Raw genomic sequence first — 26,075 nt, forward strand, 5'->3', positions numbered from 1 at the left:
GGGCCGGCGCCGCAACCGACGTCGACGTCTTCTTCGCCTCAGACCACCGGCGGTGCCGCCACGGTGAACCCGGCCCGCATCGACCGGGTGCGCCAGGAGCTGCCGTCCGGCTACGAAGTGGTGGCCATCGACCCACGGGCGACCCCGGTGTCGCTGTGGGGATTCGGGCCGGACTGGACCGCCGCCCCGGCGCGGTGCGCAGCGGCAGCCGCCCCTGACACCGAACCCGGCCGGGGTTGGTCGGCCTCTGGGCCCGGGGGCATCGTGTACGCGGCCGTTGCGAAAGAAAAAGCGGGGCATCCCGGCGCGGACGCGCCCGATCCCGACGCCGAAGGAACGTGCGAACAGTGGAGTGTGTCGGGCGGACATTCCACCGGTACCGTCACGCCCGTTACTGCTCCGGTGATCGAGGGCGCGGTGACCGCGGGAATGTCCACCGCCGTCACCACAGTCGTCGAAGGCGGCACCGAAACCAGATCTCACGCCGACACTTTCACCGCCGATCTGCATTCCGAGGGTGCTGACTACCACGTGTTCATCACCGTCGTCACGGATCCCGGATCACCCAATCCTGCGCTCGATACCGCGTTCACCTCCGATCTCCTGGTGAAATCGGTTTCGGCGTTACGCGGCTGAGCCGGTCGCCCCGGGTATGTGGGCGAGCCCAGGTATGTTGTCCAGCGATGGAGAACCGCAACGTCTTACTCGCCGCCGCGGGCGTCCTTGCCTGCGCCACCGGATTGGTCGCGTGCGGTCAATCGGACCCGTCGACGTCCGCCAACGCGGACATCGCCAACGTCGCCAAAGTGCGCTCCAGCTTCGGGCCCGAGTTCAAGGTCACCGACGTCGCCCCGGCCGGGATCGACCCCAAGAAGCTCGCGCCGCACAAAATGCCGCCCGGGGTCAAGATCGAACCTGCCGATTGCGCGAAGTTCGCCGAGGGACAGTCCCTGCCGGAGGACCTGAAGGGCAACGTGGCGGCCACCACGGCCGAAGGCGCGGGTAACCGGTTCATCGTGATGGCATTAGAGACCTCCGAGCCGGTCCCGCTGAACGATCCCGGCGATGCGTGCAAGCAGGTGAAGTTCCTGGGCCCCGGGATGCGCGGGCAGGTGGACGTGGTCGAGGCCCCGAAGATCGACGGGGCCCGCACGACGGGGACGCACCGCATCGTGCAGACCGCGATGGGCGGCCAGGCCCGCACCGGCGAGTTGTACAACTACGTCGCGAGTTTCGACACGTTCATGGTGATCGTCACGGCCAACCCCCTGGTGGTCCCGGACAAGCCGGTGGCACCGGTGGACGACAAGCGGGCCCGCGAGCTGCTCAGCGCCGCGGTCGCCGCGGTTCGGGGCTAGTTGGGCGCTTCAGCGCACGTCCTGCGGGCGGAACTGGATGCTGATGCGCGGCCCGACGAGGCTGGTGGTCTTGGGTATCGAATGCTCCCACGTGCGTTGACACGACCCGCCCATCACCAGCAGGTCGCCGTGGCGGTGCTGTAAGCGCAGGGCGTGACCGCCGCCGCGTGGGCGTAGTGCGAAAACCCTTGTCGCGCCGAGCCCGACGATGGCCACCATGGTGTCCTCGGTGCGGCTGCGACCGATGGTGTCGCCGTGCCAGGCGACGCTGTCGTTGCCGTCGCGGTACAGGCACAGGCCCGCGGTGGTGAACGGTTCCCCGAGCTCGCCGCCGAAGGTGTCGTTGAGCCTGCGCCGGATCTGTTTGAGCCGGGGATGCGGCACCGGTTCGTCGATCAGGTGGTGGAAGCTGACCAGGCGCGGAACCGCCACCACGCGGTCGTACATCTCGCGTTCCTCGGATCGCCAGGGGATCCCGTCCATCAACTCCTCGAACAGTGAATCGGCGTCGGGCAACCAGCCCGAGCGCAGTTCCACCCAGGCGTCGTTGCCGAGTCGACGCCGTTCAGCGTGCTCGAACAGTGAGCCTTGCAACGCCAGCTCCATGCGCGCGAGTGTATCGCACAGACGTTCGATTGCGTTAGAGGCGGGAGGCGCCCGGGCCCTGCTCGGCGAGGACGTCCCCCGGGTTGGTCAGCAGGCAGGTCTTGAGGCTCAGGCAGCCGCAGCCGATGCAGCCGGTCAGGTTGTCGCGCAACCGTTGTAGATGCACGATGCGGTCATCGAGGTCCTGGCGCCAACCGGCTGAGAGCTTGGCCCAGTCCTTGCTGGTCGGCACCCGGTCGGCGGGCAAGCCGGCCAGCGCCTCGCGGATGCGGGCCAGCGGAATGCCGAGGCGTTGGGACATCCGGATGAACGCCACGCGGCGCAGCGTCTCGCGTGCGTAGCGGCGCTGGTTCCCCGAGGTGCGGCGGCTGGCGATCAGCCCCTCGCGCTCATAGAAGTGCAGTGCCGACACCGCCACGCCGCTGCGCTGCGACATCTCGCCAGGAGTTAACTCGTGCGTCTCCATACACCTCAACCATAGTTGAGTTAACGTCATGGTGTGGAAACTGCGGCGTTCGGTTCCAATTCCGAGGTCGGCACACTGCGCGCCGTGATCCTGCACCGGCCGGGGCCGGAGTTGCAGCGGCTCACCCCGCGCAACAACGATGCCCTGCTGTTCGACGGGCTGCCGTGGGTGGCCAAGGCGCAGCGTGAGCACGACGCCTTCGCGGCAGTGCTGAGGTCCCGCGGCGTCGAGGTGTTGCTCCTGGCCGATCTGCTGACCGAGGCGCTCGACAGCGGCGCCGCCCGCATGCACGGCATCTCCGCCGCGGTCGATGCACGGCGGCTGGGTGTGCCACTGGCCCAGGAACTTTCGGCCTATCTACGTGGCCTGCCGCCGGCCGATCTGGCGCACATCCTGATGGCCGGGATGACCTTCAACGAGGTGCCCTTTCACGGTGCCGAACTGTCGCTGGTGCGCCTCATGCACCACGGCGGAGACTTCGTGATCGAGCCGCTGCCCAACCTGCTGTTCACCCGGGATTCGTCGTTCTGGATCGGCCCGCGCGTGGCCATCACCTCGCTCGCGCTGCCGGCCCGGGTGCGCGAGACCTCGCTGACCGATCTGATCTACGCCCACCATCCACGGTTCCTCGGCGTTCGGCGGGCCTACGAGTCACGCTCGGCACCCGTCGAAGGCGGCGACGTGCTGCTGCTCGGGCCCGGTGTGGTGGCGGTCGGCGTGGGGGAGCGGACCACGCCAGCCGGTGCCGAGGCGTTGGCGCGCAGTCTGTTCGACGACGACCTCGCCCATACCGTGCTCGCGGTGCCGATCCGGCAGGAGCGCGCCCAGATGCACCTGGACACCGTGTGCACCATGGTCGATGTCGACGCGGTGGTGATGTACCCCAACATCGTGGACTCGTTGTCGGCGTTCACCATTCACCGCACCGAAGCCGGGATCCGAATCGACGACGAAGTGCCGTTCGTGCAGGCCGCCGCGGCTGCGATGAGAATCGAGCAACTGCGGGTGATCGACACGGGGCTCGACCCGGTGACGGCCGAACGCGAGCAGTGGGACGACGGCAACAACACCCTGGCTCTGGCGCCGGGTGTGGTGGTCGCCTACGAACGCAATGCCGAAACCAATGCCCGGCTGGCGGATTCGGGCATCGAGGTGTTGCCGATCGAGGCTTCGGAGCTGGGTACGGGCCGCGGCGGGCCGCGCTGTATGTCCTGCCCGGCAGCGCGGGACCTGCTCTAGCTCGACTGTCGTGGGCATGCTCGCCGTTTTCTAGCCCTTGCTCGCCGTTTTCGACGTGAGGGTCGTTGTGCGTGGGGTTCTGCAGCCCTCAAGTAGAAATCGGCGAAGGGCCCCGCCAAAACCGCGAACGGCGACAAGCCGGCGCAGGACCGGTCAACGCCCAACTAGCGCCACGAAGGCAACCAGATCTCCAGATTCCAGGTCGACTGCGAAATCGGGATGCCCGTCAGGACCGGGTACAACCACGCGAAGTTCGCGATCACCAATGCCACGTAGAAGCACACCACCAGTAGGCCCAAGGTTCGGCGTTCGGGGTTCTGATTGGGTTTGTACAGGATGTCGCCGAGGATCAGCGCGATCGCCAGCACCAGGAATGGCGCCATCACCGTCGCGTAGAAGAAGTACATCTGCCGGTCGATGTCGAAGAACCAGGGCAGGAAACCCGCCGAGTAACCGACCAGGACCACGCCGTAGCGCCAGTCCCGTCGCACCACGGCCCGCCACAGGGCCCAGCCGAGCACCGGCACCGCGATGAACCACATCGCCGGAGTGCCCACCAGCATCACGGCCTTCACACACGACTGCGTGCCGCACCCGGCCACATCGTGGTTGTCGATCGCATAGAGCACCGGCCGCAACGACATCGGCCACGTCCAGGGCTTGGACTCCCACGGGTGGTGGTTGCCGTCTGCGTTGGTCAGCCCGGCGTGGAAATGGTAGGCGGCGTAGGTGTAATGCCACAGTGAGCGCAGCGCGTCGGGCAGCGGGATGATGCTGTTCTCGCCGATGGACTGGCCCGCCTCGTACCGGTTGATGCCGGTCTCGGAGGCGAACCACGGCCCGTACGACGCCAGGTACACCGCGAACGGGATCAGGCCGAACACATAAGCGGCCGGCCCCACATCGCGGCGCAGCATGCCGCGCCAGGGTGCCGGTACGTGGTACTGCTTGCGCGCGATCGCGTCGAGCACCAGCGTCATCACGCCGAAGAACGCCACGAAGTACAGCCCGGACCACTTCGTCGCACACGCCAGGCCGAGCAGCACGCCCGCACCGAACCGCCACCACCGCACGCCCAGCCGCGGACCCCACGGCGTCTCGGCGATCCGGCCTTCGATGAATGCGGTGTGCATGCGCCGGCGGACGTCGTCGCGGTCCACCATCAGGCAGGCGAACGCCGCCACCACGAACGTCACCAGGAACACGTCCAGCAGCGCCGTGCGGGCCGAGACGAAGCTGACCCCGTCGGCGATCAGCAGGAGTCCGGCGATACCGCCGACGAGGGTGGAGCGGCTGAGCCGGCGCCCGATCCGCACCACCAGCATCACGATCAGCACACCGCACAGCGCGCCGGAGAACCGCCAGCCGAGCCCGTTGTATCCGAACAGCGCCTCGCCGATCGCGATCAACTGCTTGCCCACGGGCGGGTGCACCACGAGCCCGTAGCCGGGGTTGTCCTCGACGCCGTGGTTGTAGAGCATCTGCCAGGCCTGCGGCGCATAGTGCTTCTCGTCGAACACCGGGGTGCCCGCGTCGGTCGGCGAGCCCAGGTTCAGGAACCGGCTTATCGCGGCCAGTCCGGTGATGACCGCCGTCATCAACCAGCCCTGCAGCCGGTCGGTCGGGCCGAAATCGGCAGGCGGGATCAGCGGCGCGGGGCTGATCAGAGGGACCGAGCGACCAGCCGTCGGCGTATCGGTGGCGGTGGCGGTCACGCAAGCGATCGTAGGCTGTCTGGCGTGACACCCGGCAAACTACTGATCGGCGCCACGCCGCTGGGTCGGCCAGACGATGCGTCGACGCGGCTGGTCGAGGCGTTGACGACGGCTGACATCGTGGCGGCCGAAGATACCCGGCGCGCGCGTGCGCTGGCCCAGTCGCTTGGCGTGCAACCGTCCGGTCGGATCCTGAGCTTCTTCGACCAGAACGAGGCGAGCCGCGTGCCCGGCCTGGTCGCGGAGATCGCGGCCGGCGCGACGGTGCTGGTGGTCAGCGACGCCGGTATGCCGTTGATCAACGATCCCGGCTACCGACTGGTGGCGGCCTGCGCCGAGGCCGGGCTGCCGGTCTCGTGCCTGCCGGGTCCTTCTGCGGTGACGACGGCGCTGGCGGTGTCCGGGCTGGCCTCGGACCGGTTCTGTTTCGAGGGTTTCGCGCCGCGCAAACACGCCGCCCGGCTGGCCTGGCTGCAGACCCTGGCAGCCGAATCGCGCACCAGCGTGTTCTTCGAATCGCCGCGCAGATTGGCCGAGACCCTGCGCGACGCCGTCGAGGTGCTGGGACCGGAGCGTCGTGCCGTGGTGTGCCGCGAGCTCACCAAGACGCACGAGGAGGTCCGCCGCGGCAGCCTGGCCGAGCTCGCGGAGTGGGCCGCCGACGGAGTGCTGGGGGAGATCACCGTCGTGTTGGCCGGGGGCACCCCGTCGGTGGAACTGTCCGACCTGGTGGCCGAGGTGGAGGAGCTGGTGGCCGACGGCATCCGGGTCAAGGACGCCTGCGCCCAGGTGATCGCTGCGAACCCGGGGGCGCCTTCACGGCGCGAGCTCTACGACGCTGTGCTGCGCGCCCGGGATTGAACGATCGAGGCCGCTTTGTGCAGGCACTCTTCCCATTCCGCGTCGACGTCGGAATCGGCGGTGATGCCGCCGCCCACGCCGAGTACCGCCGAGCCGTCGGCGTTGAATTCCACGGTCCGGATCGCGACGTTCAGCTCGCATCCTGCCACTGGTGACGCCAATCCGACTGTGCCGCAATAGACTCCGCGACGTGCCGCTTCCCACTGCCGCAGCAGTTGGCGGGCCCGTCGCTTCGGTGTGCCGGTCACCGAGGCTGGGGGGAAGGTGGCGTCCAGCAGGGCGCTCATCGGCACCTGCGTGGGTAGCTCGGCGGTGACCGTCGAGACCAGGTGCCAGACGCCGGGCGCCGGATGTACCGCGAGCAGTTCGGGCACCGTCACGCTGCCGGTGGTCGCCACCCGTCCCAGGTCGTTGCGGACCAGGTCGACGATCATGACGTTCTCGGCGACATCCTTGACCGAGGCCAGCAGGTCGGCGGGGTCGGCCGAGGACGGCAGCGTGCCCTTGATCGGACTGGAGGTCACCGCGGTGCCCGCCCGGCGCAGGAACAACTCCGGCGACAACGACGCCACCGCACCCCAGTCGCCGGCCACATACGCGGCCCGTGCGGGCGCGGTCCGGGCCACCGCCTCGGTGAAGAAATCGATCGGCTCGCCGTCCATTCGGCCGGTGAACCTCGTGCACACACAGGCCTGATACACCTCGCCCGCCGCGATGGCGTCCAGGCAGGCCAGCACGCCACGGCGGTGATCATCGCGGTCGGGGGCCACCCAGCTCAGGGTGTAGCCTCCCGGCTGCGCCGGTTCCAGTGCTCGCAGCCAGGCGGGAAGCGCTGCGCCGCTGAGGCTTTCGAACCACCAAAGGCCCTCGGAGTCCTGGCGCAGCACGCAGTCCGACCAGCCGCCGGCGGCCACCGGGATCCGCGGTGGTGTGCCGTCGGCGCCGGGATCCGGGTAGGCGAGGTAGCCGAACCACCCGCCCCCGACCGCGTCCGACGGCCCCGAAGCGTCCTGTGCCACCGCGAAGGCGGTGTCGGGCGCAACCGATGTCACCGACACCGAGGGTGCGATCACCGCGCGTGACGAGAACCAGTTGCCGATCAGCGCGGCGGGTGGCGCCACGCCGGCGCGGGAGGCCGCCGCGGCGACACCGCGCAGCACCGCCGGGGCATCGCCCAGCGCGCCCAGCCGCTCGATCCGCATGGAGCTAGCTTGCGTCCTCCCGCGAGCAGACGCAAAATCGCACGTTTCAAGGGGAAACAGTGCGAGTTTACGTCTGCTCGGCGGGAGTAGCGCGAGGGAAACTCAGCGACTGATCACCCGCGGAATGTCGACGCCGGTCAGTTTGTCCGGATTGCGCATCGCGTAGAAATGGGTGATCTTGCCGTCGGCGACCTCGACCGTGACCACGCCCTCGAAGCTGTCTTCGAGGTACAACTTGTACGCGGGGGCGTTGTTGTAGGTCGTCGGCTCGAAGCGACCGCCCTGGTCGATGAACCGCATGAGGCCGACCACCAGCTTGGCCACCGACTGGGCGCCGGTCACCGGCCTGCGCGCGGCGCTGCGCTTGCCGTCGCTGTCGGCCGTCCACACCACATCGGGTGCGAGCAACTCCAACAACGTGTTCATGTCGCCGGTCGTGGCGGCCGCGAAGAACCGCTGGGTGATCTCTGTCGACACCTGCGGGTCGACCGGTTCGAACCGCTTACGCCGTGACTGCACATGGTTGCGGGCCCGGTGTGCCATCTGGCGCACCGATGCACTGGATTTGCCGATCGCCGAAGCGATTTCGTCGTGACTGAATCCGAACACCTCGCGCAGCACGAACACTGCGCGCTCGTCCGGGGTCAACGTCTCGAGCACCACCAGCATGGCCATCGACACCGACTCGGCCAGCACCACATCGGCTGATGCGTCGCCGGCGACCCCGGCCGTCAACAGCAGCGGTTCGGGCAGCCACGGGCCCACGTACTCCTCGCGTCGCCGTGACTGGGCGCGAAGGGCATTGAGCGCCTGGCGGGTGACGAGCTGGGCCAGGAACGCCTTGGTATCGCGGACCGTGTCCAGATCCACCTCGGCCCAGCGCAGGTAACTCTCCTGCAGGACGTCATCGGATTCCGTTGCCGTCCCGAGGATCTCGTAGGCGATGGTGAACAACAGCGGCCGTAGCAGCGTGAACCGTTCGGCGTGTTCGTTCGAGTACGAGGTCGAGTTACCTGCGCCGGGGGTGCTCATCGGTTGTCCTTGCTCCTCGCGTCCGCGCCGACCAGTGTCTCCTGCTGTGCCTCGGCCAGTTGGCGTGCTCGGTTGTCGCCCTTGAACCAGAAGTACGACCCCGGCTTCACACCCTCCTTGCGCAGGAACGTCAGCGTCGCCCGGCAGACCTGTTCCTTGAAGAAGGCGCCGGTCCGTCCGCCGATGAAGACGCGGCGCGGGCTGTCGTCCGAGTGGCACAGCTGCACTGTCCCGGCATTACGGCCGACGCTCACGCACTGTCCGGCGAAGGCCTGGTTGATCACCTTGGGCTCGGCGCCCGCGATGCGGGCCAGCACGGTGTTGGCCGACTGGACCCCCAACGGGCCTGCGGACTGGCAGCTCATCCGCAGCGGCACCCCCGACGGTGCGGCGGCGTCGCCGGCTGCCACGATGCGCGCGTCGTCGACGCTGGTCAGGGTCTCGTCGGTGAGCAACCGGCCCAGCTCGTCGGTACGCAGTCCGCTGGCCGCGGCCAGGCCGGGAACCCCGAACCCGGTGGTCCACACCGTCACCGCACTCGGCAGCCGATTACCGTCGGCCAGCGTGATGGCGTCGGCCTCGATCGCGGTCACCAGGACCTCGGGCCCGTCGATGATCGAGACGCCCAGCTTGGTGAGCGCCTTGACGATCGAGCGACGGGCGCCCGCGCCCACCGAGGCGCCGACCACGTCGGTGACGAGCGTGACCTTGCGGCCTGCCTCGGCCAGCTCGCTGGCCGCCTCGATGCCGGTCAGCCCGCCGCCGACCACGACCACCGGTGCCGCCATCGGCACGTCCTGCAGCCGGGCGCGTAAGCGCTGGGCCTGCTCCAATTCCGAAAGCGGATAGGCGAATTCGGCAGCGCCGGGCACGGAGGCGGGCACCCCGCCGGTGCTTCCGACGGCGTAGACCAGGTAGTCGTAGTCGATGACGTCGCCGGACGTCAGCTGCACCTGGCGGATGTCGGCGTCGATGTACTCGGCACCGTCGACCAGCAGCCGCACCCCGGCGCCCAACAGCGTGTCGTAGGCCGCGGTGGCATCGTGGTTTCCGGCCACCAGCTGGTGCAGCCGGATCCGTTCGACGAACTCGGGCCGCGGATTGACCAGCGTGACAGCCACGCCCGGTGTGCCCTGCAGTCGGTTGGCCGCCAGCACCCCGGCATACCCTCCGCCGATCACGACCACTCGGGTGTTCTGCGCAGTTGTTTCGGTCATGGGAGCGTCTCCTGTTCTCAAAGGCTTATGCCCTCAAGACACCGCGGGACGCGGATTTGTGACGGGACTCCAGGTGATGTGACCCACATCACCCGGAAGGTGTCGTCAGACGAGCCCCAACGCCAGCATCGCGTCGGCCACCCGGATGAAGCCGGCGATGTTGGCGCCGGCCACGTAATTGCCCGGCTGGCCGTACTCGTCGGCGGTGGTGAGGCAGCGATCGTGGATGCGGCGCATGATGTCGGCCAGTCGCTCCTCGGTGTCGTTGAAGGTCCACGAGTCGCGCGAGGCGTTCTGCTGCATCTCCAGCGCGCTGGTGGCCACACCACCCGCGTTGGCAGCCTTGCCCGGGGCGAACTTGATCCCGGCCTCTTCGAAGTACTTCACCGCGTCGGGCGTGCACGGCATGTTGGCGCCCTCGGCCACGATCTGGCAGCCGTTCTTGATCAGCAGGGTCGCATCGTCGCCGGAGACCTCGTTCTGGGTGGCGCAGGGCAACGCGATGTCGCACGGCACCTCCCACACGCTGCGGTCCGTCACGACATGTGCGGCGCCGCCACGGGCCTCCGCGTAGTCCTCGATGCGGCCCCGGCGCAGTTCCTTGACCTCTTTGAGCAGGTCGAGGTCGATGCCCTTGTCGTCGCGCACGTATCCGCTGGAGTCCGAGCAGGCCACCACGGTCCCGCCCAGCGAGTGCACCTTCTCGATGGCGTAGATCGCCACGTTGCCCGAACCGGACACCACGACCTGCTTGCCGTCGAAGGACTGCCCGCTCGACCGCAGGATCTCGTCGACGAAGAAGACCGTGCCGTAACCGGTGGCCTCGGTGCGGACCTGCGACCCGCCCCAGGTCAGGCCCTTGCCGGTGAGCACGCCGGATTCGTAGCGGTTGGTGATCCGCTTGTACTGGCCGAACAGGTAACCGATTTCGCGCATGCCGACGCCGATGTCGCCGGCCGGGACGTCGGTGTACTCACCGATGTGGCGGTACAGCTCGGTCATGAAGGACTGACAGAAGCGCATCACCTCGGCGTCGGAGCGGCCCTTGGGGTCGAAGTCCGACCCGCCCTTGCCGCCGCCGATCGGCAGGCCGGTCAGCGAGTTCTTGAAGATCTGCTCGAAGCCCAGGAACTTCACGATGCCGAGGTAGACCGACGGGTGGAACCGCAGGCCGCCCTTGAAGGGGCCGAGCGCCGAGTTGAATTCGACTCGGAAGCCGCGGTTGATCTGCGCGGTGCCGGAGTCGTCGAGCCAGGGCACCCGGAAGATGATCTGCCGCTCGGGCTCGCACAGGCGGCGGATGATGGCGCCGTCGGCGTAGTCGGGATGCTTGGCCACCACCGGACCGAGGCTGGTCAGGACCTCGTAGACGGCCTGGTGGAACTCCTGCTCACCGGCGTTGCGTTGCGATACTTCCTCGTAGATCGCCTGCAGTTTCTCGTGTAGTACAGCCATCTCAGTCCATCTGGTAGCGGGGGAAAACCCCGGTGGGCGCGGGCAATTCGGTACCTGGCTTGAGCCGGGTCCCGATGGAGTCGAAGTCGCGTGCGTCGGTCGGCTGGCCCAGCAGGTCGAGCAGCTTGGCCATCGAGTCCGGCATCACCGGCTGCGTCAGCAGCGCCGCGATCCGCACCACCTCGAGCGTCGTGTAGAGCACCGTACCGAACCGTTGCTGGTCTGTTGGATCGTCGGACTTGCGCAGGACCCACGGCTCCTGGGCGGAGAAGTAGCGGTTCGCTGCGCCGAGTACCGACCAGATCGATTCAAGTGCGAGGTGCATCGCGGGCACATCGTAGTGCGTGCGCACCTGCTCGAGCAGGGCATCGGCGGCACTCAGGAGTGCGGTGTCGTCCTCGTTGAACGATCCGGGGTCGGGCACCACGCCGTCGAGGTTCTTGGCCACCATCGACAGCGAACGTTGCGCCAGGTTGCCCAGCTCGTTGGCCAGGTCGGCGTTGATCCGCCCGATGATGGCTTCCTCGCTGTAGCTGCCGTCCTGACCGAAGGACACCTCACGGAGGAAGAAGAACCGCACCTGATCGAGGCCGAACGTGTCGATCAGATCGACTGGATCCACTACATTGCCGACCGACTTGCTCATCTTCTCGCCCTTGACGTTGATGAAGCCGTGCGCGAAGATCCGCTCGGGCAGCGCGATCCCGGCCGACATCAGGAACGCCGGCCAGTACACGCTGTGGAACCGGATGATGTCCTTGCCGATCATGTGCAGCTTGGCCGGCCAGTACTTCTGAAAAGCATCGGAGGCCACGTCCGGGAACCCGACGCCGGTGAGGTAGTTGGTCAGCGCATCCACCCACACGTACATCACGTGATCAGGGTGGTCGGGAACCGGCACACCCCAGTCGAACGTGGTCCGCGAGATCGACAGGTCCTTCAGTCCGCCCGAGACGAAGCTGACGATCTCGTTGCGGCGCACATCGGGCCCGATGAACTCGGGATGGGCCTCGTAGTGGGCCAGCAGGCGCTCGGCGTAGGCCGACAACCGGAAGAAGTAGGTCTGCTCCTCGGTCCAGGTGACAGGGGTGCCGGTCTCGATCGCGGTGCGGGTGCCGTCGGGACCCGCGGTCGTCTCGTCCTCGGCGAAGAATCGTTCATCGCGGATCGAGTACCAACCCGAGTAGGTGCCAAGGTAGATGTCGCCGGCCTCGTTCATACGGCGCCAGATCTCCTTGGACGCCTCGTAGTGGTCGGCGTCGGAGGTGCGGATGAACCTGTCGAAGGAGATGTTGAGCTTCTCCTGCAACCGCTGGAACACGTCGGAGTTGCGGTTGGCCAGCTCGGCGGCCGAGATGCCCTCGGCAGCGGCGGTATCGGCCATCTTCTGGCCGTGCACGTCGGTGCCGGTCAGGTAGCGCACATCGAAGCCGTCGAGTCGCTTGAACCGGGCGATCGCATCGGTGGCGATGTACTCATAGGCGTGCCCGATGTGCGGCGCGCCGTTCGGGTAGGCGATGGCCGTAGTTATGTAGAAAGGCTCACTCATTTGGACCCCACCTTATTGTGTTGCGGTGGGATCCAAACGCTCAGCCAGGGAGAAGCCGCCGGCTCCGGAGCCATTGGCTCCGCTGGTCGACGCACATACCCACCTCGACGCGTGCGGCGCGCAGACCGCGCAGGACGTCCGGGCGATCATGGATCGCGCGGCCGCGGTCGGAGTGGGCCAGGCGGTCACCATCGCCGACGATCTGGACTCGGCGCGCTGGGTAACCACGGCCGTCGAAGCTGATGAGCGGGTTTTCGGCGCGGTGGCGTTGCACCCCACCCGGGCCAACGCGCTCGACGACGCGGCCAGGGCCGAGGTGGAGCGGCTGGCGGCCCATCCGCGGGTGGTCGCGGTGGGCGAGACCGGGATGGACCTGTACTGGCCGGGCCGGCTGGACGGCTGCGCGACGCCCGCCGAGCAGCGCGAGGGCTTCGCGTGGCACATCGACCTGGCCAAGCGCACCGGCAAGCCGTTGATGATCCACAACCGGGACGCCGACGCCGAGGTGCTCGACGTACTACGCGCCGAGGGAGCGCCCGAGACAGTGATCTTCCACTGTTTTTCGTCAGGACCGGAGATGGCTCACACCTGCGTCGAGGCCGGCTGGGTATTGAGCCTCTCGGGCACTGTCAGCTTCCGTAATGCCGCTGAGCTGCGGGAAGCTGCTCGGGTGATCCCCCCGGGCCAGCTGTTGGTGGAGACCGACGCGCCGTTTCTGACCCCGCATCCGTTCCGCGGAGCACCGAACGAGCCGTACTGCCTCCCATACACTGTGCGGGCACTCGCAGAGTTGCTGGACCGACCTGCCGAAGAGGTCGCGTCCGAGACCGCAGCCACTGCGGCGCGGGTGTACGGACTTAACGGGGAGTCGCCGGCTCTAGTTGCCGAGTGAACCCCTTTTCGTTACCGTCTTGTGATCAAACCTCAACCGCCGGCGGTGATCTATGCCGTCCGTACCGGGGAGAAATGCGAGAACCGTGGACGCGCTCAACAAAATTCATGAATCCCGATCTCCGCTGCTGCGAGGCGTGGTGGGGGCCCTGCTGGTCACGCTGACCGCTGCCGGGGGCTACGCCGTCGGATCGCACAAGACCGTGACGCTGAGCGTCGACGGTGCGCCGATGACCGTGACGACGATGAAGTCGCGGGTGATCGACGTGGTCGAGGAGAACGGGTTCTCGGTCGGCGATCGGGATGATCTCTACCCCTCGGCCGACGAGTCCGTGCATCAGGCCGACACCATCGTTCTGCGCCGTAGCCGACCGCTGGAGTTGTCGTTGGACGGCAATGACAGCAAGCAGGTGTGGACCACTGCCTCGACCGTCGATGAGGCCTTGGCGCAGCTGAAGATGACCGACAAGGCACCGGCCGCGGCCTCCCGCGGCAGCAGGGTTCCGCTGGGCGGCATGGCGCTGCCCGTGGTGAGCGCCAAGACCGTCCGGATCGATGACGGCGGCAACGTGCAGACCGTGCATCTGGCCGCCCCGAACGTGGCCGGCCTGTTGGCCGCGGCGGGGGCCCCGCTGGAGCAGAACGACACCGTCGTTCCGGCCGCATCGACCCCGGTCACCGAGGGTATGCAGGTTCAGGTGACCCGCATGCGCATCGAGAAGGTCACCGAGCGGGTGGCGTTGGAACCGGGTCATCAGCGCATCGAAGACGCCTCCATGAACATGAGCCGGCAGGTCGTCGAGGAGCCCGGCGCCCCGGGCACCCAGGACGTGACCTACGCCGTGGCCAAGGTGAACGGCGTGGAGACCGGCAGACTGCCAGTAGCCAATGTCGTGATCAACCCGGCTCGTGACGGTGTGCTGCGCGTCGGAGCAAAGCCTGGCACCGAAGTTCCGCCGGTCACCAACGGCGCTGCCTGGGACGCCCTTTCGCAGTGCGAAGCGGGAGGTAACTGGGCCATTAACACAGGTAACGGATTTTTTGGTGGGGTCCAATTCGACCAGAACACCTGGGAGCGACAGGGTGGTCTGAGGTATGCTCCGAGGGCCGATCTGGCGACTAGAGAAGAGCAGATTGCGATTGCTACGGTGACGCAGGCCCGGCAGGGTTGGGGAGCTTGGCCAGTGTGTAGTGGGAGGATTGGGGCGCGCTGACTATTCGACTGCTCGGGCGGACCGAGATACGACGCTTGGCGAAAGAAATCGACTTTCGACCACGCAAGGCCTTTGGCCAGAACTTCGTTCATGATGCCAACACCGTTCGGCGCATCGTGTCGGCCTCCGGGATTCACCGGAACGACCATGTGCTCGAAGTCGGACCCGGTCTCGGGTCGCTGACACTGCCCCTGTTGGACCGTGGTGCCAGGGTGACCGCAGTGGAGATCGACCCGGTGCTGGCCAAGCAATTGCCGGCCACCATCGCCGATCATTCCCACAGCGAGATCAACCGGCTCACGGTGATCAACCAGGACATCCTGACGCTGATGCCGTCTGATCTGGCCGAGCAGCCGACGGCGCTCGTGGCGAATCTGCCGTACAACGTGGCGGTGCCCGCACTGCTGCACCTGTTGGCCGAGTTCCCGTCGATCCGGACGGTGATGGTCATGGTGCAGGCCGAGGTGGCCGAGCGTCTGGCGGCCGAGCCCGGCGGCAAGGACTACGGCGTGCCGAGTGCCAAGGCGCGTTTCTACGGAAACGTGCGCAGGCACGGGATGGTCTCGCCGACGGTGTTCTGGCCGATCCCGCGGGTGTACTCCGGACTGGTCCGCATCGACCGGTACGAGACATCGCCGTGGCCGACGGACGCCGAGTTCCGCGATGAGGTGTTCCAGCTCATCGACATCGGATTCGCGCAGCGGCGCAAGACCTCTCGCAACGCGTTCGCGGACTGGGCGGGTTCGGGCAACGAGTCGGCAGAGCGGCTGCTCGCCGCCAGCATCGACCCGTCGCGCCGTGGCGAGACGCTCGGCATCGCCGACTTCGTCCGACTCCTGCAGCGGGCCAAGGAAGCCGAGGGTGAGGCCGCAGCTCAGATCGAGGCAACCGCCGAGGTTGAGGCGGCACGGCAAGGCTGAGGACCGCCGAATGTGAAGAAGATCGCGAGATTGTCCGACAATCTCGCGATCTTCTTCACATCGGGGACCTGAGCGCCTCGGCGATCAGGCTGACGAACTCCGAACACGAGGGGTGTCTGCGCTCGGGGTCCTTCGCGAGTGCCCTGGCGATGATCGGGTCGGCCGACGGTGGAATCCAGTTGCACCGCTGCGATATTCGTGGTGGTCGGCTGTACATCTGATGATCGATCAGGGCTATCGCGGTATCTGCGGAGAACGGCGGTGCTCCGGTCAGCAGCTCAACTGTGGTGCACGCCAGCGCGTACTGATCCGTCGCCGCCAAAGGTGTCCGGCCGCTGAGGAGCTCGGGTGCCGAATAGGGCAGTGACGCTTGGATATCCGGGTGTGGTCGGGCTGCCTGGCGGGTGATGCGCCGGGCCGGGTCGAGGCTCATCCGGCCGTGCCGGTCGTGGGCCAACTTGGCAGCCACGTCCGCGGCCATCGAGTGGGCCACTCCGAAGTCGATCAGAACTGCCCTCGAAAATGGTTGATCGACAAGGATATTGGCGGGTTTGACGTCGCAGTGCACGATCCCGTGCCGGTGGGCGTGATCGAGCGCCCCGGCGATCTGGGCCAACGCGGTGAGCCGCTCCGGTGTGCCGGGCAGATTGCTCACCGTGCCGCCGTCGAAAAGTTCCATCGCCAGCCAGCTCGGGCCTGCCGCGTACACCGTGACGATGTTGGGGTGGGTGAGCTGCCTGGCGAAGTCGAACTCGCGCTGCAGCCGGGCCAGATGGGCGGGTTGGCGGTGCCGATCATCGAGAACCTTGAGCGCGACGGTGGAACCGTCGGGATCGCGGGCCAGGTATACGACGGCTGAGCCGCCGCTCCCCACCACTTTCACCGCGGTGTAGCCCGCGATGATCACCTCGGCTGAGGGCACCGTCTCAGCTTAGGTTCACCGACAACCACGGGTGAGCGGCGATAGTGTCGTGGCCGTGTCAGCATCCGATGGCAGTACCGCGTCCGAGTGGGTCCCCACCGGGTCGGTGACCGTGCGTGTCCCCGGCAAGGTGAATCTGCACCTGGCGGTCGGGGATGTGCGCGACGACGGGTACCACGACCTCACCACGGTGTTCCATGCCGTGTCGCTGCTGGACGAGGTGACGGTGCGCAATGCCGACATGCTGTCGCTGACGGTGGCCGGCGAGGGCGTGGAGTCGGTGCCCACCGACGAGCGCAACCTGGCCTGGCGCGCCGCCGAGTTGCTGGCCGAACACGTGGGCCGGTCCCCTGATGTGGCGATCAGCATCGACAAGTCGATCCCGGTGGCCGGTGGCATGGCAGGAGGCAGCGCCGACGCGGCCGCGGTGCTGGTGGCGATGAACACGCTGTGGGAGCTCGGGGTGCCCAGGCGCGATCTGCACGCCCTGGCGGCCCGGTTGGGCAGTGATGTCCCGTTCGCGCTGCACGGCGGCACCGCGCTCGGCACCGGCCGTGGCGAGGAGCTGGCCACGGTGCTGGCCCGCAGCACCTTCCACTGGGTGCTGGCCTTCGCGCACAAGGGTCTGTCCACCCCGAAGGTGTTCGGCGAGCTGGATCGGCTGCGCGCAGACACCTCGACGGGCGGCCCGCCGCGGGCCGAGGAGCCCGAGCCTGTCCTGGCTGCGCTGGCTTCCGGTGATCCGGCCGAACTTGCCGCGCTGTTGGGCAACGACCTACAGCCGGCCGCCCTGAGCCTGTACCCGGAGCTGCGCCGGACGCTGCGTGCCGGGGTGGAGGCCGGTGCCCTCGCCGGCATCGTGTCCGGTTCGGGCCCGACGTGTGCGTTCCTGTGTCCGTCGTCGACGTCGGCGGTGGACGTGGGGACTGAACTTGCCGGGGCCGGGGTGTGCCGGACGGTGCGGGTGGCCAGCGGTCCCGTCAGCGGTGCCCGCGTCGTTCCGGAGCCGTCGACGTCGGCCTGACGGACGGCTCTGGCAGGCGGGCTGCTTGGCCGTTTCGTCGCTGTTTTCGACGCCAGGGCTGCGAACTTTGCGCCGGAACAACCCGCCGAGTAGAAATCGACGGAGTACCCGTCGACGTCTGTCTGAAACTGTGACGCAGACCTCAATTATCGCGAGGGTTTGGCAGTTACTTAAGGGTCTCTTAAGATGAGCGGCGGTGAATGCTAGCGATCTCGCATCGGATGCGACTTGTGCTCCCGCCGTCCATGACGGTGGGGGGTCGCCCAGACGTACACCCGGATCTGGGGCATCACCTTTTCGAGACATAACTGCTCCCCAATCGTGTGCGCGCGCCTACCCAAAAGCGGTGCACAGCGGGCGGAGCATGGATAACCGGGCAACTGCACCTGGCGCACTGTCGTCGGTGTGGGGGCCGCGGAACCCAAGGAGGTCGTCGTGAGCAGATTCACCGAGAAGATGTTCCGCAATGCTCGTGAGAGCAAGCGCGGAATGGTCACTGGTGAGCCGCATGAGCCGGTTCGCCACACCTGGGGTGAGGTTCACGAGCGGGCCCGGCGGATCGCAGGCGGTCTGGCCGCCGCGGGTATCGGTCACGGCGACGCCGTGGGCGTGCTGGCCGGCTTCCCCGTCGAGATCGCGCCGACCGCGCAGGGCGTCTGGATGCGCGGCGCGAGCCTGACCATGCTGCACCAGCCGACCCCGCGCACCGACCTGGCGGTGTGGGCCGAGGACACCATGAACGTGATCGGCATGATCGAGGCCGACGCCGTCATCGTCTCCGAGCCGTTCCTGGTGGCCATCCCGGTGCTCGAAGAAAAGGGCATCAAGGTCGTCAAGATCGCCGACCTGCTGGCTGCCGACCCGATCGATCCGGTGGAGACCGGCGAGGACGATCTGGCGCTGATGCAGCTGACGTCTGGCTCGACAGGGTCTCCTAAGGCAGTCCAGATCACGCACCGCAACATCCACTCCAACGCCGAGGCGATGTTCATCGGTGCGGAGTACGACGTCGACAAGGACGTCATGGTGAGCTGGCTGCCCTGCTTCCACGACATGGGCATGGTCGGCTTCCTGACCATCCCGATGTACTTCGGCGCCGAGCTCGTCAAGGTCACGCCGATGGACTTCCTGCGCGACACGCTGCTGTGGGCGAAGCTCATCACCAAGTACAAGGGCACCATGACCGCGGCGCCCAACTTCGCTTATGCGTTGTTCGCCAAGCGGTTGCGCCGTCAGGCCAAGCCGGGCGAGTACGACCTGTCCACCCTGCGGTTCGCGCTCTCGGGCGCCGAGCCCGTGGAGCCGGCTGACGTCGAGGACCTGCTCGACGCGGGCAAGCCGTTCGGGCTGCCCTCGTCGGCGATCCTGCCGGCCTACGGCATGGCCGAGACCTGCCTGGCCGTGTCGTTCTCCCCGTGCAACGCGGGTCTGGTGGTCGACGAGGTCGACGCCGACCTGCTGGCCGCGTTGCGCCGCGCCGTGCCCGCCACCAAGGGCAACACCCGCCGGCTGGCCTCACTCGGCCCGCTGCTGAAGGACCTCGAGGCCCGTGTCGTCGACGAGCACGGCGACGTGATGCCCGCTCGCGGCGTCGGCGTCATCGAGCTGCGTGGCGAGTCGTTGACCCCCGGCTACATCACCATGGGCGGCTTCCTGCCGGCTCAGGACGAGCACGGTTGGTACGACACCGGCGACCTCGGCTACATCACCGAGGAGGGCAACGTCATCGTGTGCGGTCGCGTCAAGGACGTGATCATCATGGCCGGGCGCAACATCTACCCGACGGACATCGAGCGTGCGGCCGGCCGGGTGGAAGGTGTGCGGCCGGGCTGCGCCGTGGCGGTGCGTCTGGATGCTGGTCACTCGCGCGAGACCTTCGCCGTCGCCGTGGAGTCCAACGCCTGGCAGGATCCGGCCGAGGTGCGCCGGATCGAGCATCAGGTGGCACACGAGGTGGTGTCCGAGGTCGACATGCGTCCGCGCAACGTCGTGGTGCTCGGTCCCGGCAGCATCCCGAAGACCCCGTCGGGCAAGCTGCGTCGGGCCAACTCGGTCTCGCTCGTCACCGGCTAGCTGCAGCACTTCGTACCAAAACCGCCCCGTTTCGATGGAAACGGGGCGGTTTGTGTTCTGCCGCAACACGACGCGTACTGGTTCATTCGTCGTGGAATGACACGCAGTCATTTGTTGGACGGCCGGTGAACTGTGCGTGACCTGTGTATTCTGACGCCGAAACTAATTTGACGAGAGGACCGGCATGGTCAAATCCCGATGGGTTTCGGCGATCCTAGGCGCAGGCGTTGTCGCCGCCGGGATTACCGCGGGCACCGCCTGGGCGGGCGGTCCCGGAGGTTACGTCGAAGATCCCGAAGACATGTTTGCGGCGGTGGGCACTGGCGAATTCGTCGACACCTTGGCTGGTTTCACGGCTACCGGTGATACCGCCGAGGAGGCCTCCGCGGCAGTGATCGCGGCATGCACGAATGCCGGCGGTGTGGAATGCACTGCCGACGAGGTGACCAACGACAACCTGTGCATCGTGTCCGTCGCCAGTCCCAGCAATCACGCGGTAGCCGGCGGAGCCGGCGCGACGGTGGAGGCTGCCCGCCAGGACGCATTCAACAAGGCGGCTGCCAACAACACCCCGCTCGATGCAGATTCCTTTGTTGTCGTATCGGCCTGCCCCTGATGAGCGAGCGGATGCCGGCCCATGTGGCGCATGACCATTCTGGTATCGCGATCGTAGCCCGGAAGGGGAAGGACATGATGACAGGTCGCGGGAAGTTTGCTTTTCTGATGGCGGGTTTGGTTGCGGTGTCAGTGTTTTCGGCGCCGATGGCTTCGGCTAGGCCGACCTGCCAGGAGACCGCCACCAAGACCATCTGCACGACCAACGGCAGCACATCGATCAAGGCAAGGCCCGGAACAACGGCGCCGCCCGCCAACATCCCGGTGTTCCCGTGGCTCGGAATGCCGGGGGCACGCCGCTAGGCAACCCCGTAGTACCGACACCCGCGAGCGGGCGTGCCTCTGGTGGCACGCCCGCTCGTGGCGTTTATGGAGTCGACGCGTGCGCCGTGCGCTCAGCCGTATCGGCGAGCCGGTTCTGCCGAATTACGTAGCCGCGCAACATCAACAGCATCGCGGCCGGTGCCGCCATCATCGACATCACTTCGAGCATGTCCGACATCAGCTGGCCTGCTTGGTGTTTGCAGCGTGGTCGGTGCCCATCCGGTTGTAGACCTGCCACCAGATCAGCTCGTGATCGACCGCGGTGAGCTCACCGCGGTCGCGGCGTTCATCGGCTTGCAGGAGTGTCGCGGCGAGCACGACCAGGCGCTCCCGGGCACTCTGCGGTCCTGGATCGTCGTAGCCGGCCATCGTCGTGGCGCACAGTGTCCGCACCCGGTGGAAGGCGCTGCCGGACAGACCGAGTGTGATGGCGCCGGTGGCGCAGTAGACCGCGGTGGCCACACCGAACGCAGGCCAGGGTGACATCTGCCCGCTCAGCCAGAGCTCGCACAGCAACCACACGAGCATTCCCCATAGTGGCCAGCCGCGGGCCAGTCGGACCAACCGGCGCTCTGCGGTGCTCAGGCCCGGCGGGTAGACCACCAGCCGGTAGTAGGTGATGCCGAAACGGCCCGGCCGGATCTGCACGCAACCCCATACCCGGGAGCCGTCGAGCAGTGGGGTCAGTAGCCGAATGCCGTCCATATCTCGGGTGTACCCGCTGCGCACGCGCTCGGACCGAGCCCGAACGGTTTCTTTACGGCGCGACGACGGATCCTTGCACTCTGGGTATAGTTATCTATACTCAGCTGCATGAAGCCAAAGCTTTCACCCCGTCTGGCCGATCACCCGACTGTGCGCGCGGTGCGCGCCCGCGCCGACGCGGTGGTGCCCGACGTGATCGACGCGGACTGGCTGCGGCAACTGTGTCTGGACGCCGGAGCCGACGACGTTGCCTTCGCCGCGGTGGATGATCCCGCTCTGGCCTCCGAGCGCGAACATGTCGAGGCTGCGCTGCCCGGGGTGCGCAGCTACATCTCGCTGGTGGTCAAGATGAACCGCGACAACGTCCGGTCGTCCACTCGCAGCGTGGCCAACCAGGAGTTCCACCGCAGCGGCGAGATCATCAACGAAGCTGCTCACCGGATCACCCGGGCACTGGAAGACGCAGGCCGCAGCGCGGTGAACCCGTCGGCCACCTTCCCGATGGAGATGGACAGATACCCGGGGCGGATCTGGGTGGTGGCACACAAACCCGTCGCGGTCGCCTCGGGGTTGGGAGTGATGGGCATCCACCGCAACGTCATCCACCCCAGATTCGGCAATTTCATCCTGCTGGCCACCATTCTGGTTGGCTCACCGATAAGCAGTTACGGTGAGCCGCTGGATTATTCGCCGTGCCTGGAATGCAAGCTGTGTGTGGCGGCCTGCCCGGTCGGCGCCATCGGGAAGGACGGCGAGTTCGACTTCGCCGCCTGCTCGGTGCACAACTACCGCGAGTTCATGGGTGGGTTCACCGACTGGGCGCAAACCATCGCCGACAGTGCCGACGCAGCCGACTTCCGCTCCCGGGTCAGTGATTCGGAGAACGCTTCGATGTGGCAGAGCCTGTCCTTCAAAGCCAATTACAAGGCGGCCTACTGCCTGGCGGTGTGCCCAGCGGGGGAGGACGTGATCGAACCCTACCTCGACGACCGCAAGGAGTTCATGGACCGCGTGCTCAAACCTCTGCAGGAGAAACGGGAAACGCTGTACGTGCTGCCGAACTCGGCAGCCAAGGCTCACGCCGAGAAACGGTTTCCGCACAAGACCGTGCAGGTGGTCGCCAGTGGAATCCGCGCGCTCGACGGCAGTTGAAATCCGCCTGAGCGCAACACCAGACGTCGCCGGACCGTGGCGTTAATCTGTCGCGACGATGGCGAAGCAGGGTGAGTTCCGGCTCTGGGCGTTCGGCGACGCTCACGTGGGCACCGACAACCAGTTCGATCGGGAGAGCCTGGCCGACGCCATCCGGCAGTCGGAATACGGTGGCGCCGAGGGCGGTCCGCCGTTCGACTGGGACATCGCGGTAGACGTCGGAGACATGTCCGGCGCGCATCACAGCCTGCCCGATGACGCCGAGGGGCGGGAGGTCCGCAGGCAGCTGTCGGTGATGCGCAAGCACCGGCGCGAGGACGTGTACTCGGTGTGCGGGAATCACGATCGCAGTGGTCTTTCCGAACCCGACGCCTGGTGGTGGCAGAAATGGATCGATCCGCTGGGTGCGCACACCGCACATTCCGGGGTCGACGCCACAGCCCGGCCCTATCCCGTCAGCGGGACCTGGGAGCGGTACTCGTTTCGGGTGGGCAACCTGCTGTTCCTGATGCTGAGCGACCGCAACGAGCCGTCGCAGACGGTCGGTCGGGGCACGCTCGGGGGTAATCCCGGCGGAGTGGTGTCCGCCGAGACGTTCGAGTGGTGGGCGAACATGGTTGAGCAGAACCGTGGTTCGATCATCGTCACGGTGCACCACTACGTCCTCAAGGACACCACGGTGGCATCGGGGGAGTGGGAGGGGGTGCGCCGGGATTCGGATGGGAAGCTCCATGAGCACTACCATCGGCCGTTCCTGGAGGGGACGCCGCAAGGCGCGTCCTACCTGTACTGGGTTGGCGGCAAGCCGGATTCCGGGGCCTTCGAGCGGTATCTCACCGAACATCCGGGGGCGGTGGCGCTGTGGCTGGCGGGGCATACCCACACCAATCCCGACGACTCGTATGGCGGCAAAACCCATGTCGAGCAGGCCTGGGGTGGAACCTATTTCATGAATATGGCGTCACTGAGCCGCCATCACATGCCGATCACGACCCTGCCGATCAGCCGGCTGCTGACATTTCGTCCGGGTAGCCACGAGGTGAGGGTGCAGTGCTATCTGCACACCGACCAGCATGCGGCGCAGGGCTGGTATGCACCGGCCGAGCGCACGCTCACTCTGGATAGGCCGTTCCGTTGGTAGCCGGTGCAGTCCGTCCGCGAGCAGACGCAAACTTGCCCATTTTCGTGTGAAAAAGGGCAAGTTTGCGTCTGCTCGCGCGAGGAAGCCCGCAGCGAATCACCAGGCGTGAACGGTGTTCTGGGCGGGCTCCAGGCCCTGGGCGATCAACAGCTCGGTGGCATCGGCGGCCTGCTCGCAGATCGTCGGCAGCTCGGCGCGTTCGGCGGCAGTGAAGGCCTCCAGCACGAACGCCGCCGGATCCTTACGGCCCGGCGGGCGGCCCACTCCGATGCGGACCCGCTGAAAGTCCTTGCTGCCCAAGGCCGACGCCACCGACCGTAATCCGTTGTGGCCGCCTTCGCCGCCTCCGACCTTGAGCCGGATCCGGCCGAAGTCGATGTCGAGTTCGTCGTGGATGACCACGATGCGGCCCGGTGGCACCGAGTAGAACTTGGCCAACGGCCCGACCTGACGACCGGACTCGTTCATGTAGCACCGAGGTTTGGCCAGTACCACCGGGGCTCCTGCGAGCCTGCCGGTGATCACCTCGGCGCCGGACTTCTTGTGCACCTTGAAGGCCGAGCCGATGCGGGCGGCCAGTACATCGGCCACCATGAACCCGACATTGTGCCGGGTCTTGGCGTAGGCGGGCCCGGGATTACCCAGGCCCACCACCAGCAGCGGCTCGGCCATCGAAAGGGGTACTTACTCGGCGGCTTCGGCAGCCTCGGCGGCCGGCTCCTCGGCCGGGGCCTCGGCGGCAGCCTCGCCGGCGCCCTCGGACTCGAGGTCCTCAGCGCTCGGGGCCTCGACGACGTTGACCACGAGCAGCTCGGGATCCGACACCAGCGAAACGCCGGTGGGCAGCTCGATCTGGCCGGCCAGGATCTGGGTGCCGGTCTCGACGCCCTCGATCGACACGGTCAGGTGCTCGGGGATCGACAGGGCCTCGGCCTCGATCTCGATGGTGTTGGTGTCCTGGGTGACCAGGGCGCCCGGGACGGCGTCGCCCTCGATGGTGACGGTGACCTCGACGGTGACCTTCTCGCCACGGCGCACGACGAGCAGGTCGGCGTGCTGGATGTTGCGGCGGATCGGGTGGATGTCCAGCGCCTTGGTCAGGGCCAGCTGCTCCTTGCCCTCGATGTCGAGGGTGAGCACGGCGTTGGTGCCCGAGTGGCGCAGCACGGCGGCGAACTCGCGGGCGTTGATCTCCAGGTGCTGGGGGTCGGTGCCGTGGCCGTACAGAACGGTGGGCACGTTGCCGTCGCGGCGGGCCTGGCGTGAGGCGCCCTTGCCGGTGCGGGTGCGCACCGTCGCGGTCAGCTTGTTGGGAATGTTCTTGGCGGCGGTCTTGGCCATGATGTTGCTCCTCTAAATTGCGGTACTGCGGTCAGATCGTCAGCACGGCAAGGGTCGCAACACTTGAAGAAGTTCCCGCCGATAACGGTGGCCCCAAAGGTCCACCCTCGCCGTGACGCCAGGTCAGGGTAGCAAAGACGGGGCCCGCCACCAAAAATCGGAGCTGGGCCTTACAGCGGGTATGCCGTGTCGGTGAGCTGCTCGGACAGGTCCCACAGGCCTTTCTGGGTGTCCACCCGCCGGGCCAGCGGGCTGCGCCCCACCGGTTGGCTGGGGCCGAACTGGCCGAACCGCGGCCCGATGAAGCTGTCGCCGGGAACATCCTGGGACACCGCATAGAGCGTCTGGCGGGCGCCGAACGACGGCTCGCTGGCGAATATCCGGTTGGCGACGGCCATCATGCGGGCACCGAACTTGTTGCCGCTCTGGCCCTGAAGGTTGGTGGCCGAATAGCCGGGGTGAGCGGCCAGTGCGCGCACCTGCGAGCCCGACACAGTCAGGCGGCGCTGCAACTCGGAGGTGAACATCAGGTTGGCCAGTTTGGACTGCCCGTAGGCCAGCCATGCCGAGTACGGCCGGGACTTCCAGTTGAGGTCCCGCAGATTGACCTGCCCGAACAGGTGCATCAGCGACGACACCGTGACCACGCGGTCAGTGATCTTGGGCAGCAGCAGATTGGTCAGGGCGAAATGCCCGAGGTGATTGGTGCCGATCTGGCTCTCGAAGCCGTCGACGGTCCGGCTCAGCGGGACCGCCATGATGCCGGCATTGTTGACAAGCACGTCGACGCTTTCGACGGTGTCGGCGAACTCGCGGACCGAGGCCAGGTTCTGCAGGTCGAGTTTGCGCACCTCCACCTGCCCGCCGGTCATCGTCTCGGCGGCCGCGGTGCCCTTTTCCAGGTTGCGGACGGCAACGGTCACCTTGGCGCCGACGCGGGCCAGCTCACGGGCCGTGACGAGCCCCAGCCCGCTGTTGGCGCCGGTGACGATCACCCTGCGGCCGGAGAACGAGGGCAGGTCGGCGCTGGTCCATCCACTCATGCTGACCACC

Annotated in this window: 27 protein-coding genes; 13 read left to right on the forward strand and 14 right to left on the reverse strand. The window is 67.2% G+C overall.

Annotation, left to right across the window (positions count from 1 at the left end; translation table 11 throughout):
* Together A5779_RS28425 and A5779_RS28430 are read left to right on the forward strand one after the other, a co-directional pair.
* Nucleotides 1–636, forward strand: a 636-nt coding sequence (locus A5779_RS28425; protein WP_165609842.1) for a DUF5642 family protein, incomplete at its 5' end; no start/stop codon positions are given.
* 47 nt (nucleotides 637–683) lie between these two features.
* The gene (locus A5779_RS28430) at nucleotides 684–1,358 is read left to right on the forward strand and encodes a DUF5642 family protein (protein ID WP_064887075.1); all 675 of its coding nucleotides are present in this window, start codon (nucleotides 684–686) and stop codon (nucleotides 1,356–1,358) included.
* A 9-nt stretch (nucleotides 1,359–1,367) separates the two neighbouring features.
* Here A5779_RS28430 and A5779_RS28435 read toward each other — a convergent pair whose 3' ends face one another.
* A complete protein-coding gene (locus tag A5779_RS28435; RefSeq protein WP_064887076.1) occupies nucleotides 1,368–1,964 on the reverse strand; it encodes an alpha-ketoglutarate-dependent dioxygenase AlkB in 597 nt (198 codons plus the stop codon).
* Between the two features lie 34 nt (nucleotides 1,965–1,998).
* On the reverse strand, nucleotides 1,999–2,430 hold the full coding sequence (gene soxR, locus A5779_RS28440) for a redox-sensitive transcriptional activator SoxR (RefSeq protein WP_055116999.1): 432 nt from the start codon (nucleotides 2,428–2,430) through the stop codon (nucleotides 1,999–2,001).
* Between the two features lie 33 nt (nucleotides 2,431–2,463).
* On the opposite strand from soxR, the gene arcA reads away from it, so the two are divergent.
* Complete coding sequence (arcA, locus tag A5779_RS28445) at nucleotides 2,464–3,669, forward strand: arginine deiminase (RefSeq protein ID WP_055116997.1); 1,206 nt, start codon at nucleotides 2,464–2,466, stop codon at nucleotides 3,667–3,669.
* A gap of 164 nt (nucleotides 3,670–3,833) precedes the next feature.
* Here the strand turns inward: arcA and A5779_RS28450 are convergent, their stop codons facing one another.
* Nucleotides 3,834–5,384: a dolichyl-phosphate-mannose--protein mannosyltransferase gene (locus tag A5779_RS28450; protein WP_064887077.1), complete on the reverse strand. Its 1,551-nt coding sequence runs from the start codon at nucleotides 5,382–5,384 to the stop codon at nucleotides 3,834–3,836.
* Nucleotides 5,385–5,408: 24 nt separating this feature from the next.
* On the opposite strand from A5779_RS28450, the gene rsmI reads away from it, so the two are divergent.
* Complete coding sequence (gene rsmI / locus A5779_RS28455) at nucleotides 5,409–6,245, forward strand: 16S rRNA (cytidine(1402)-2'-O)-methyltransferase (protein ID WP_064887078.1); 837 nt, start codon at nucleotides 5,409–5,411, stop codon at nucleotides 6,243–6,245.
* Here rsmI and A5779_RS28460 read toward each other — a convergent pair.
* The 5 genes from A5779_RS28460 to metG all read right to left on the reverse strand — a co-directional run bounded on the left by A5779_RS28460 (nucleotide 6,215) and on the right by metG (nucleotide 12,700).
* A complete protein-coding gene (locus tag A5779_RS28460; protein WP_064887079.1) occupies nucleotides 6,215–7,447 on the reverse strand; it encodes an aminodeoxychorismate synthase component I in 1,233 nt (410 codons plus the stop codon). The two genes, rsmI and A5779_RS28460, sit on opposite strands and share 31 nt — an antisense overlap.
* A gap of 102 nt (nucleotides 7,448–7,549) precedes the next feature.
* On the reverse strand, nucleotides 7,550–8,479 hold the full coding sequence (gene sigJ / locus A5779_RS28465; RefSeq protein WP_064887080.1) for an RNA polymerase sigma factor SigJ: 930 nt from the start codon (nucleotides 8,477–8,479) through the stop codon (nucleotides 7,550–7,552).
* Nucleotides 8,476–9,696 (reverse strand): NAD(P)/FAD-dependent oxidoreductase, encoded by a 1,221-nt coding sequence (locus A5779_RS28470; RefSeq protein WP_064887081.1) that lies wholly within the window; start codon nucleotides 9,694–9,696, stop codon nucleotides 8,476–8,478. The genes sigJ and A5779_RS28470 overlap by 4 nt, the downstream gene beginning before the upstream one ends.
* 105 nt (nucleotides 9,697–9,801) lie before the next feature.
* A complete protein-coding gene (gene gdhA / locus A5779_RS28475) occupies nucleotides 9,802–11,151 on the reverse strand; it encodes an NADP-specific glutamate dehydrogenase (protein ID WP_064887082.1) in 1,350 nt (449 codons plus the stop codon).
* 1 nt (nucleotide 11,152) lies between these two features.
* Nucleotides 11,153–12,700 (reverse strand): methionine--tRNA ligase, encoded by a 1,548-nt coding sequence (metG, locus tag A5779_RS28480; protein WP_064887083.1) that lies wholly within the window; start codon nucleotides 12,698–12,700, stop codon nucleotides 11,153–11,155.
* A gap of 25 nt (nucleotides 12,701–12,725) precedes the next feature.
* On the opposite strand from metG, the gene A5779_RS28485 reads away from it, so the two are divergent.
* From A5779_RS28485 to rsmA, 3 genes are all read left to right on the forward strand, one after another.
* A complete protein-coding gene (locus A5779_RS28485; RefSeq protein ID WP_064887084.1) occupies nucleotides 12,726–13,592 on the forward strand; it encodes a TatD family hydrolase in 867 nt (288 codons plus the stop codon).
* An 85-nt stretch (nucleotides 13,593–13,677) separates the two neighbouring features.
* Nucleotides 13,678–14,805, forward strand: coding sequence for a resuscitation-promoting factor (locus tag A5779_RS28490; protein ID WP_064887085.1), 1,128 nt, complete (start codon nucleotides 13,678–13,680; stop codon nucleotides 14,803–14,805).
* Nucleotides 14,802–15,725: a 16S rRNA (adenine(1518)-N(6)/adenine(1519)-N(6))-dimethyltransferase RsmA gene (gene rsmA, locus A5779_RS28495; RefSeq protein WP_064887086.1), complete on the forward strand. Its 924-nt coding sequence runs from the start codon at nucleotides 14,802–14,804 to the stop codon at nucleotides 15,723–15,725. Before A5779_RS28490 ends, rsmA begins: the two co-directional genes overlap by 4 nt.
* Nucleotides 15,726–15,780: 55 nt before the next feature.
* Here the strand turns inward: rsmA and A5779_RS28500 are convergent, their stop codons facing one another.
* Entirely contained in the window at nucleotides 15,781–16,647 is an 867-nt protein-coding gene (locus A5779_RS28500; RefSeq protein ID WP_064887087.1) for a serine/threonine-protein kinase, read from the reverse strand.
* Between the two features lie 55 nt (nucleotides 16,648–16,702).
* Here A5779_RS28500 and A5779_RS28505 point away from each other — a divergent pair, with 55 nt between their 5' ends.
* The 4 genes from A5779_RS28505 to A5779_RS28520 all read left to right on the forward strand — a co-directional run bounded on the left by A5779_RS28505 (nucleotide 16,703) and on the right by A5779_RS28520 (nucleotide 20,662).
* On the forward strand, nucleotides 16,703–17,671 hold the full coding sequence (locus A5779_RS28505) for a 4-(cytidine 5'-diphospho)-2-C-methyl-D-erythritol kinase (protein WP_064887119.1): 969 nt from the start codon (nucleotides 16,703–16,705) through the stop codon (nucleotides 17,669–17,671).
* A gap of 435 nt (nucleotides 17,672–18,106) precedes the next feature.
* Entirely contained in the window at nucleotides 18,107–19,744 is a 1,638-nt protein-coding gene (locus A5779_RS28510) for a fatty acyl-AMP ligase (RefSeq protein ID WP_064887120.1), read from the forward strand.
* A gap of 184 nt (nucleotides 19,745–19,928) precedes the next feature.
* On the forward strand, nucleotides 19,929–20,360 hold the full coding sequence (locus A5779_RS28515) for a DUF4189 domain-containing protein (protein ID WP_064887088.1): 432 nt from the start codon (nucleotides 19,929–19,931) through the stop codon (nucleotides 20,358–20,360).
* A complete protein-coding gene (locus A5779_RS28520; RefSeq protein WP_236734913.1) occupies nucleotides 20,360–20,662 on the forward strand; it encodes a hypothetical protein in 303 nt (100 codons plus the stop codon). The genes A5779_RS28515 and A5779_RS28520 overlap by 1 nt, the downstream gene beginning before the upstream one ends.
* A 64-nt stretch (nucleotides 20,663–20,726) precedes the next feature.
* Here A5779_RS28520 and A5779_RS34825 read toward each other — a convergent pair whose 3' ends face one another.
* The gene (locus A5779_RS34825; RefSeq protein ID WP_269085856.1) at nucleotides 20,727–20,861 is read right to left on the reverse strand and encodes a hypothetical protein; all 135 of its coding nucleotides are present in this window, start codon (nucleotides 20,859–20,861) and stop codon (nucleotides 20,727–20,729) included.
* Nucleotides 20,861–21,388: a DUF6611 family protein gene (locus tag A5779_RS28525; RefSeq protein ID WP_064887089.1), complete on the reverse strand. Its 528-nt coding sequence runs from the start codon at nucleotides 21,386–21,388 to the stop codon at nucleotides 20,861–20,863. Before A5779_RS28525 ends, A5779_RS34825 begins: the two co-directional genes overlap by 1 nt.
* A 108-nt stretch (nucleotides 21,389–21,496) precedes the next feature.
* On the opposite strand from A5779_RS28525, the gene A5779_RS28530 reads away from it, so the two are divergent.
* The gene (locus tag A5779_RS28530; protein WP_064887090.1) at nucleotides 21,497–22,540 is read left to right on the forward strand and encodes a 4Fe-4S binding protein; all 1,044 of its coding nucleotides are present in this window, start codon (nucleotides 21,497–21,499) and stop codon (nucleotides 22,538–22,540) included.
* Nucleotides 22,541–22,598: 58 nt separating this feature from the next.
* Complete coding sequence (locus tag A5779_RS28535; protein WP_064887091.1) at nucleotides 22,599–23,681, forward strand: metallophosphoesterase family protein; 1,083 nt, start codon at nucleotides 22,599–22,601, stop codon at nucleotides 23,679–23,681.
* Nucleotides 23,682–23,777: 96 nt separating this feature from the next.
* Here A5779_RS28535 and pth read toward each other — a convergent pair whose 3' ends face one another.
* The 3 genes from pth to A5779_RS28550 form a co-directional block, all read right to left on the reverse strand.
* Nucleotides 23,778–24,353 (reverse strand): aminoacyl-tRNA hydrolase, encoded by a 576-nt coding sequence (gene pth, locus A5779_RS28540; RefSeq protein ID WP_064887092.1) that lies wholly within the window; start codon nucleotides 24,351–24,353, stop codon nucleotides 23,778–23,780.
* Between the two features lie 12 nt (nucleotides 24,354–24,365).
* Complete coding sequence (locus A5779_RS28545; RefSeq protein ID WP_064887093.1) at nucleotides 24,366–25,022, reverse strand: 50S ribosomal protein L25/general stress protein Ctc; 657 nt, start codon at nucleotides 25,020–25,022, stop codon at nucleotides 24,366–24,368.
* A gap of 170 nt (nucleotides 25,023–25,192) precedes the next feature.
* On the reverse strand, nucleotides 25,193–26,065 hold the full coding sequence (locus tag A5779_RS28550; RefSeq protein ID WP_064887094.1) for an oxidoreductase: 873 nt from the start codon (nucleotides 26,063–26,065) through the stop codon (nucleotides 25,193–25,195).
* Between the last annotated feature and the right edge of the window lie 10 nt (nucleotides 26,066–26,075).

Source organism: Mycolicibacterium peregrinum (assembly GCF_001665625.1).
Taxonomy (GTDB): Bacteria; Actinomycetota; Actinomycetes; order Mycobacteriales; family Mycobacteriaceae; genus Mycobacterium; species Mycobacterium peregrinum_B.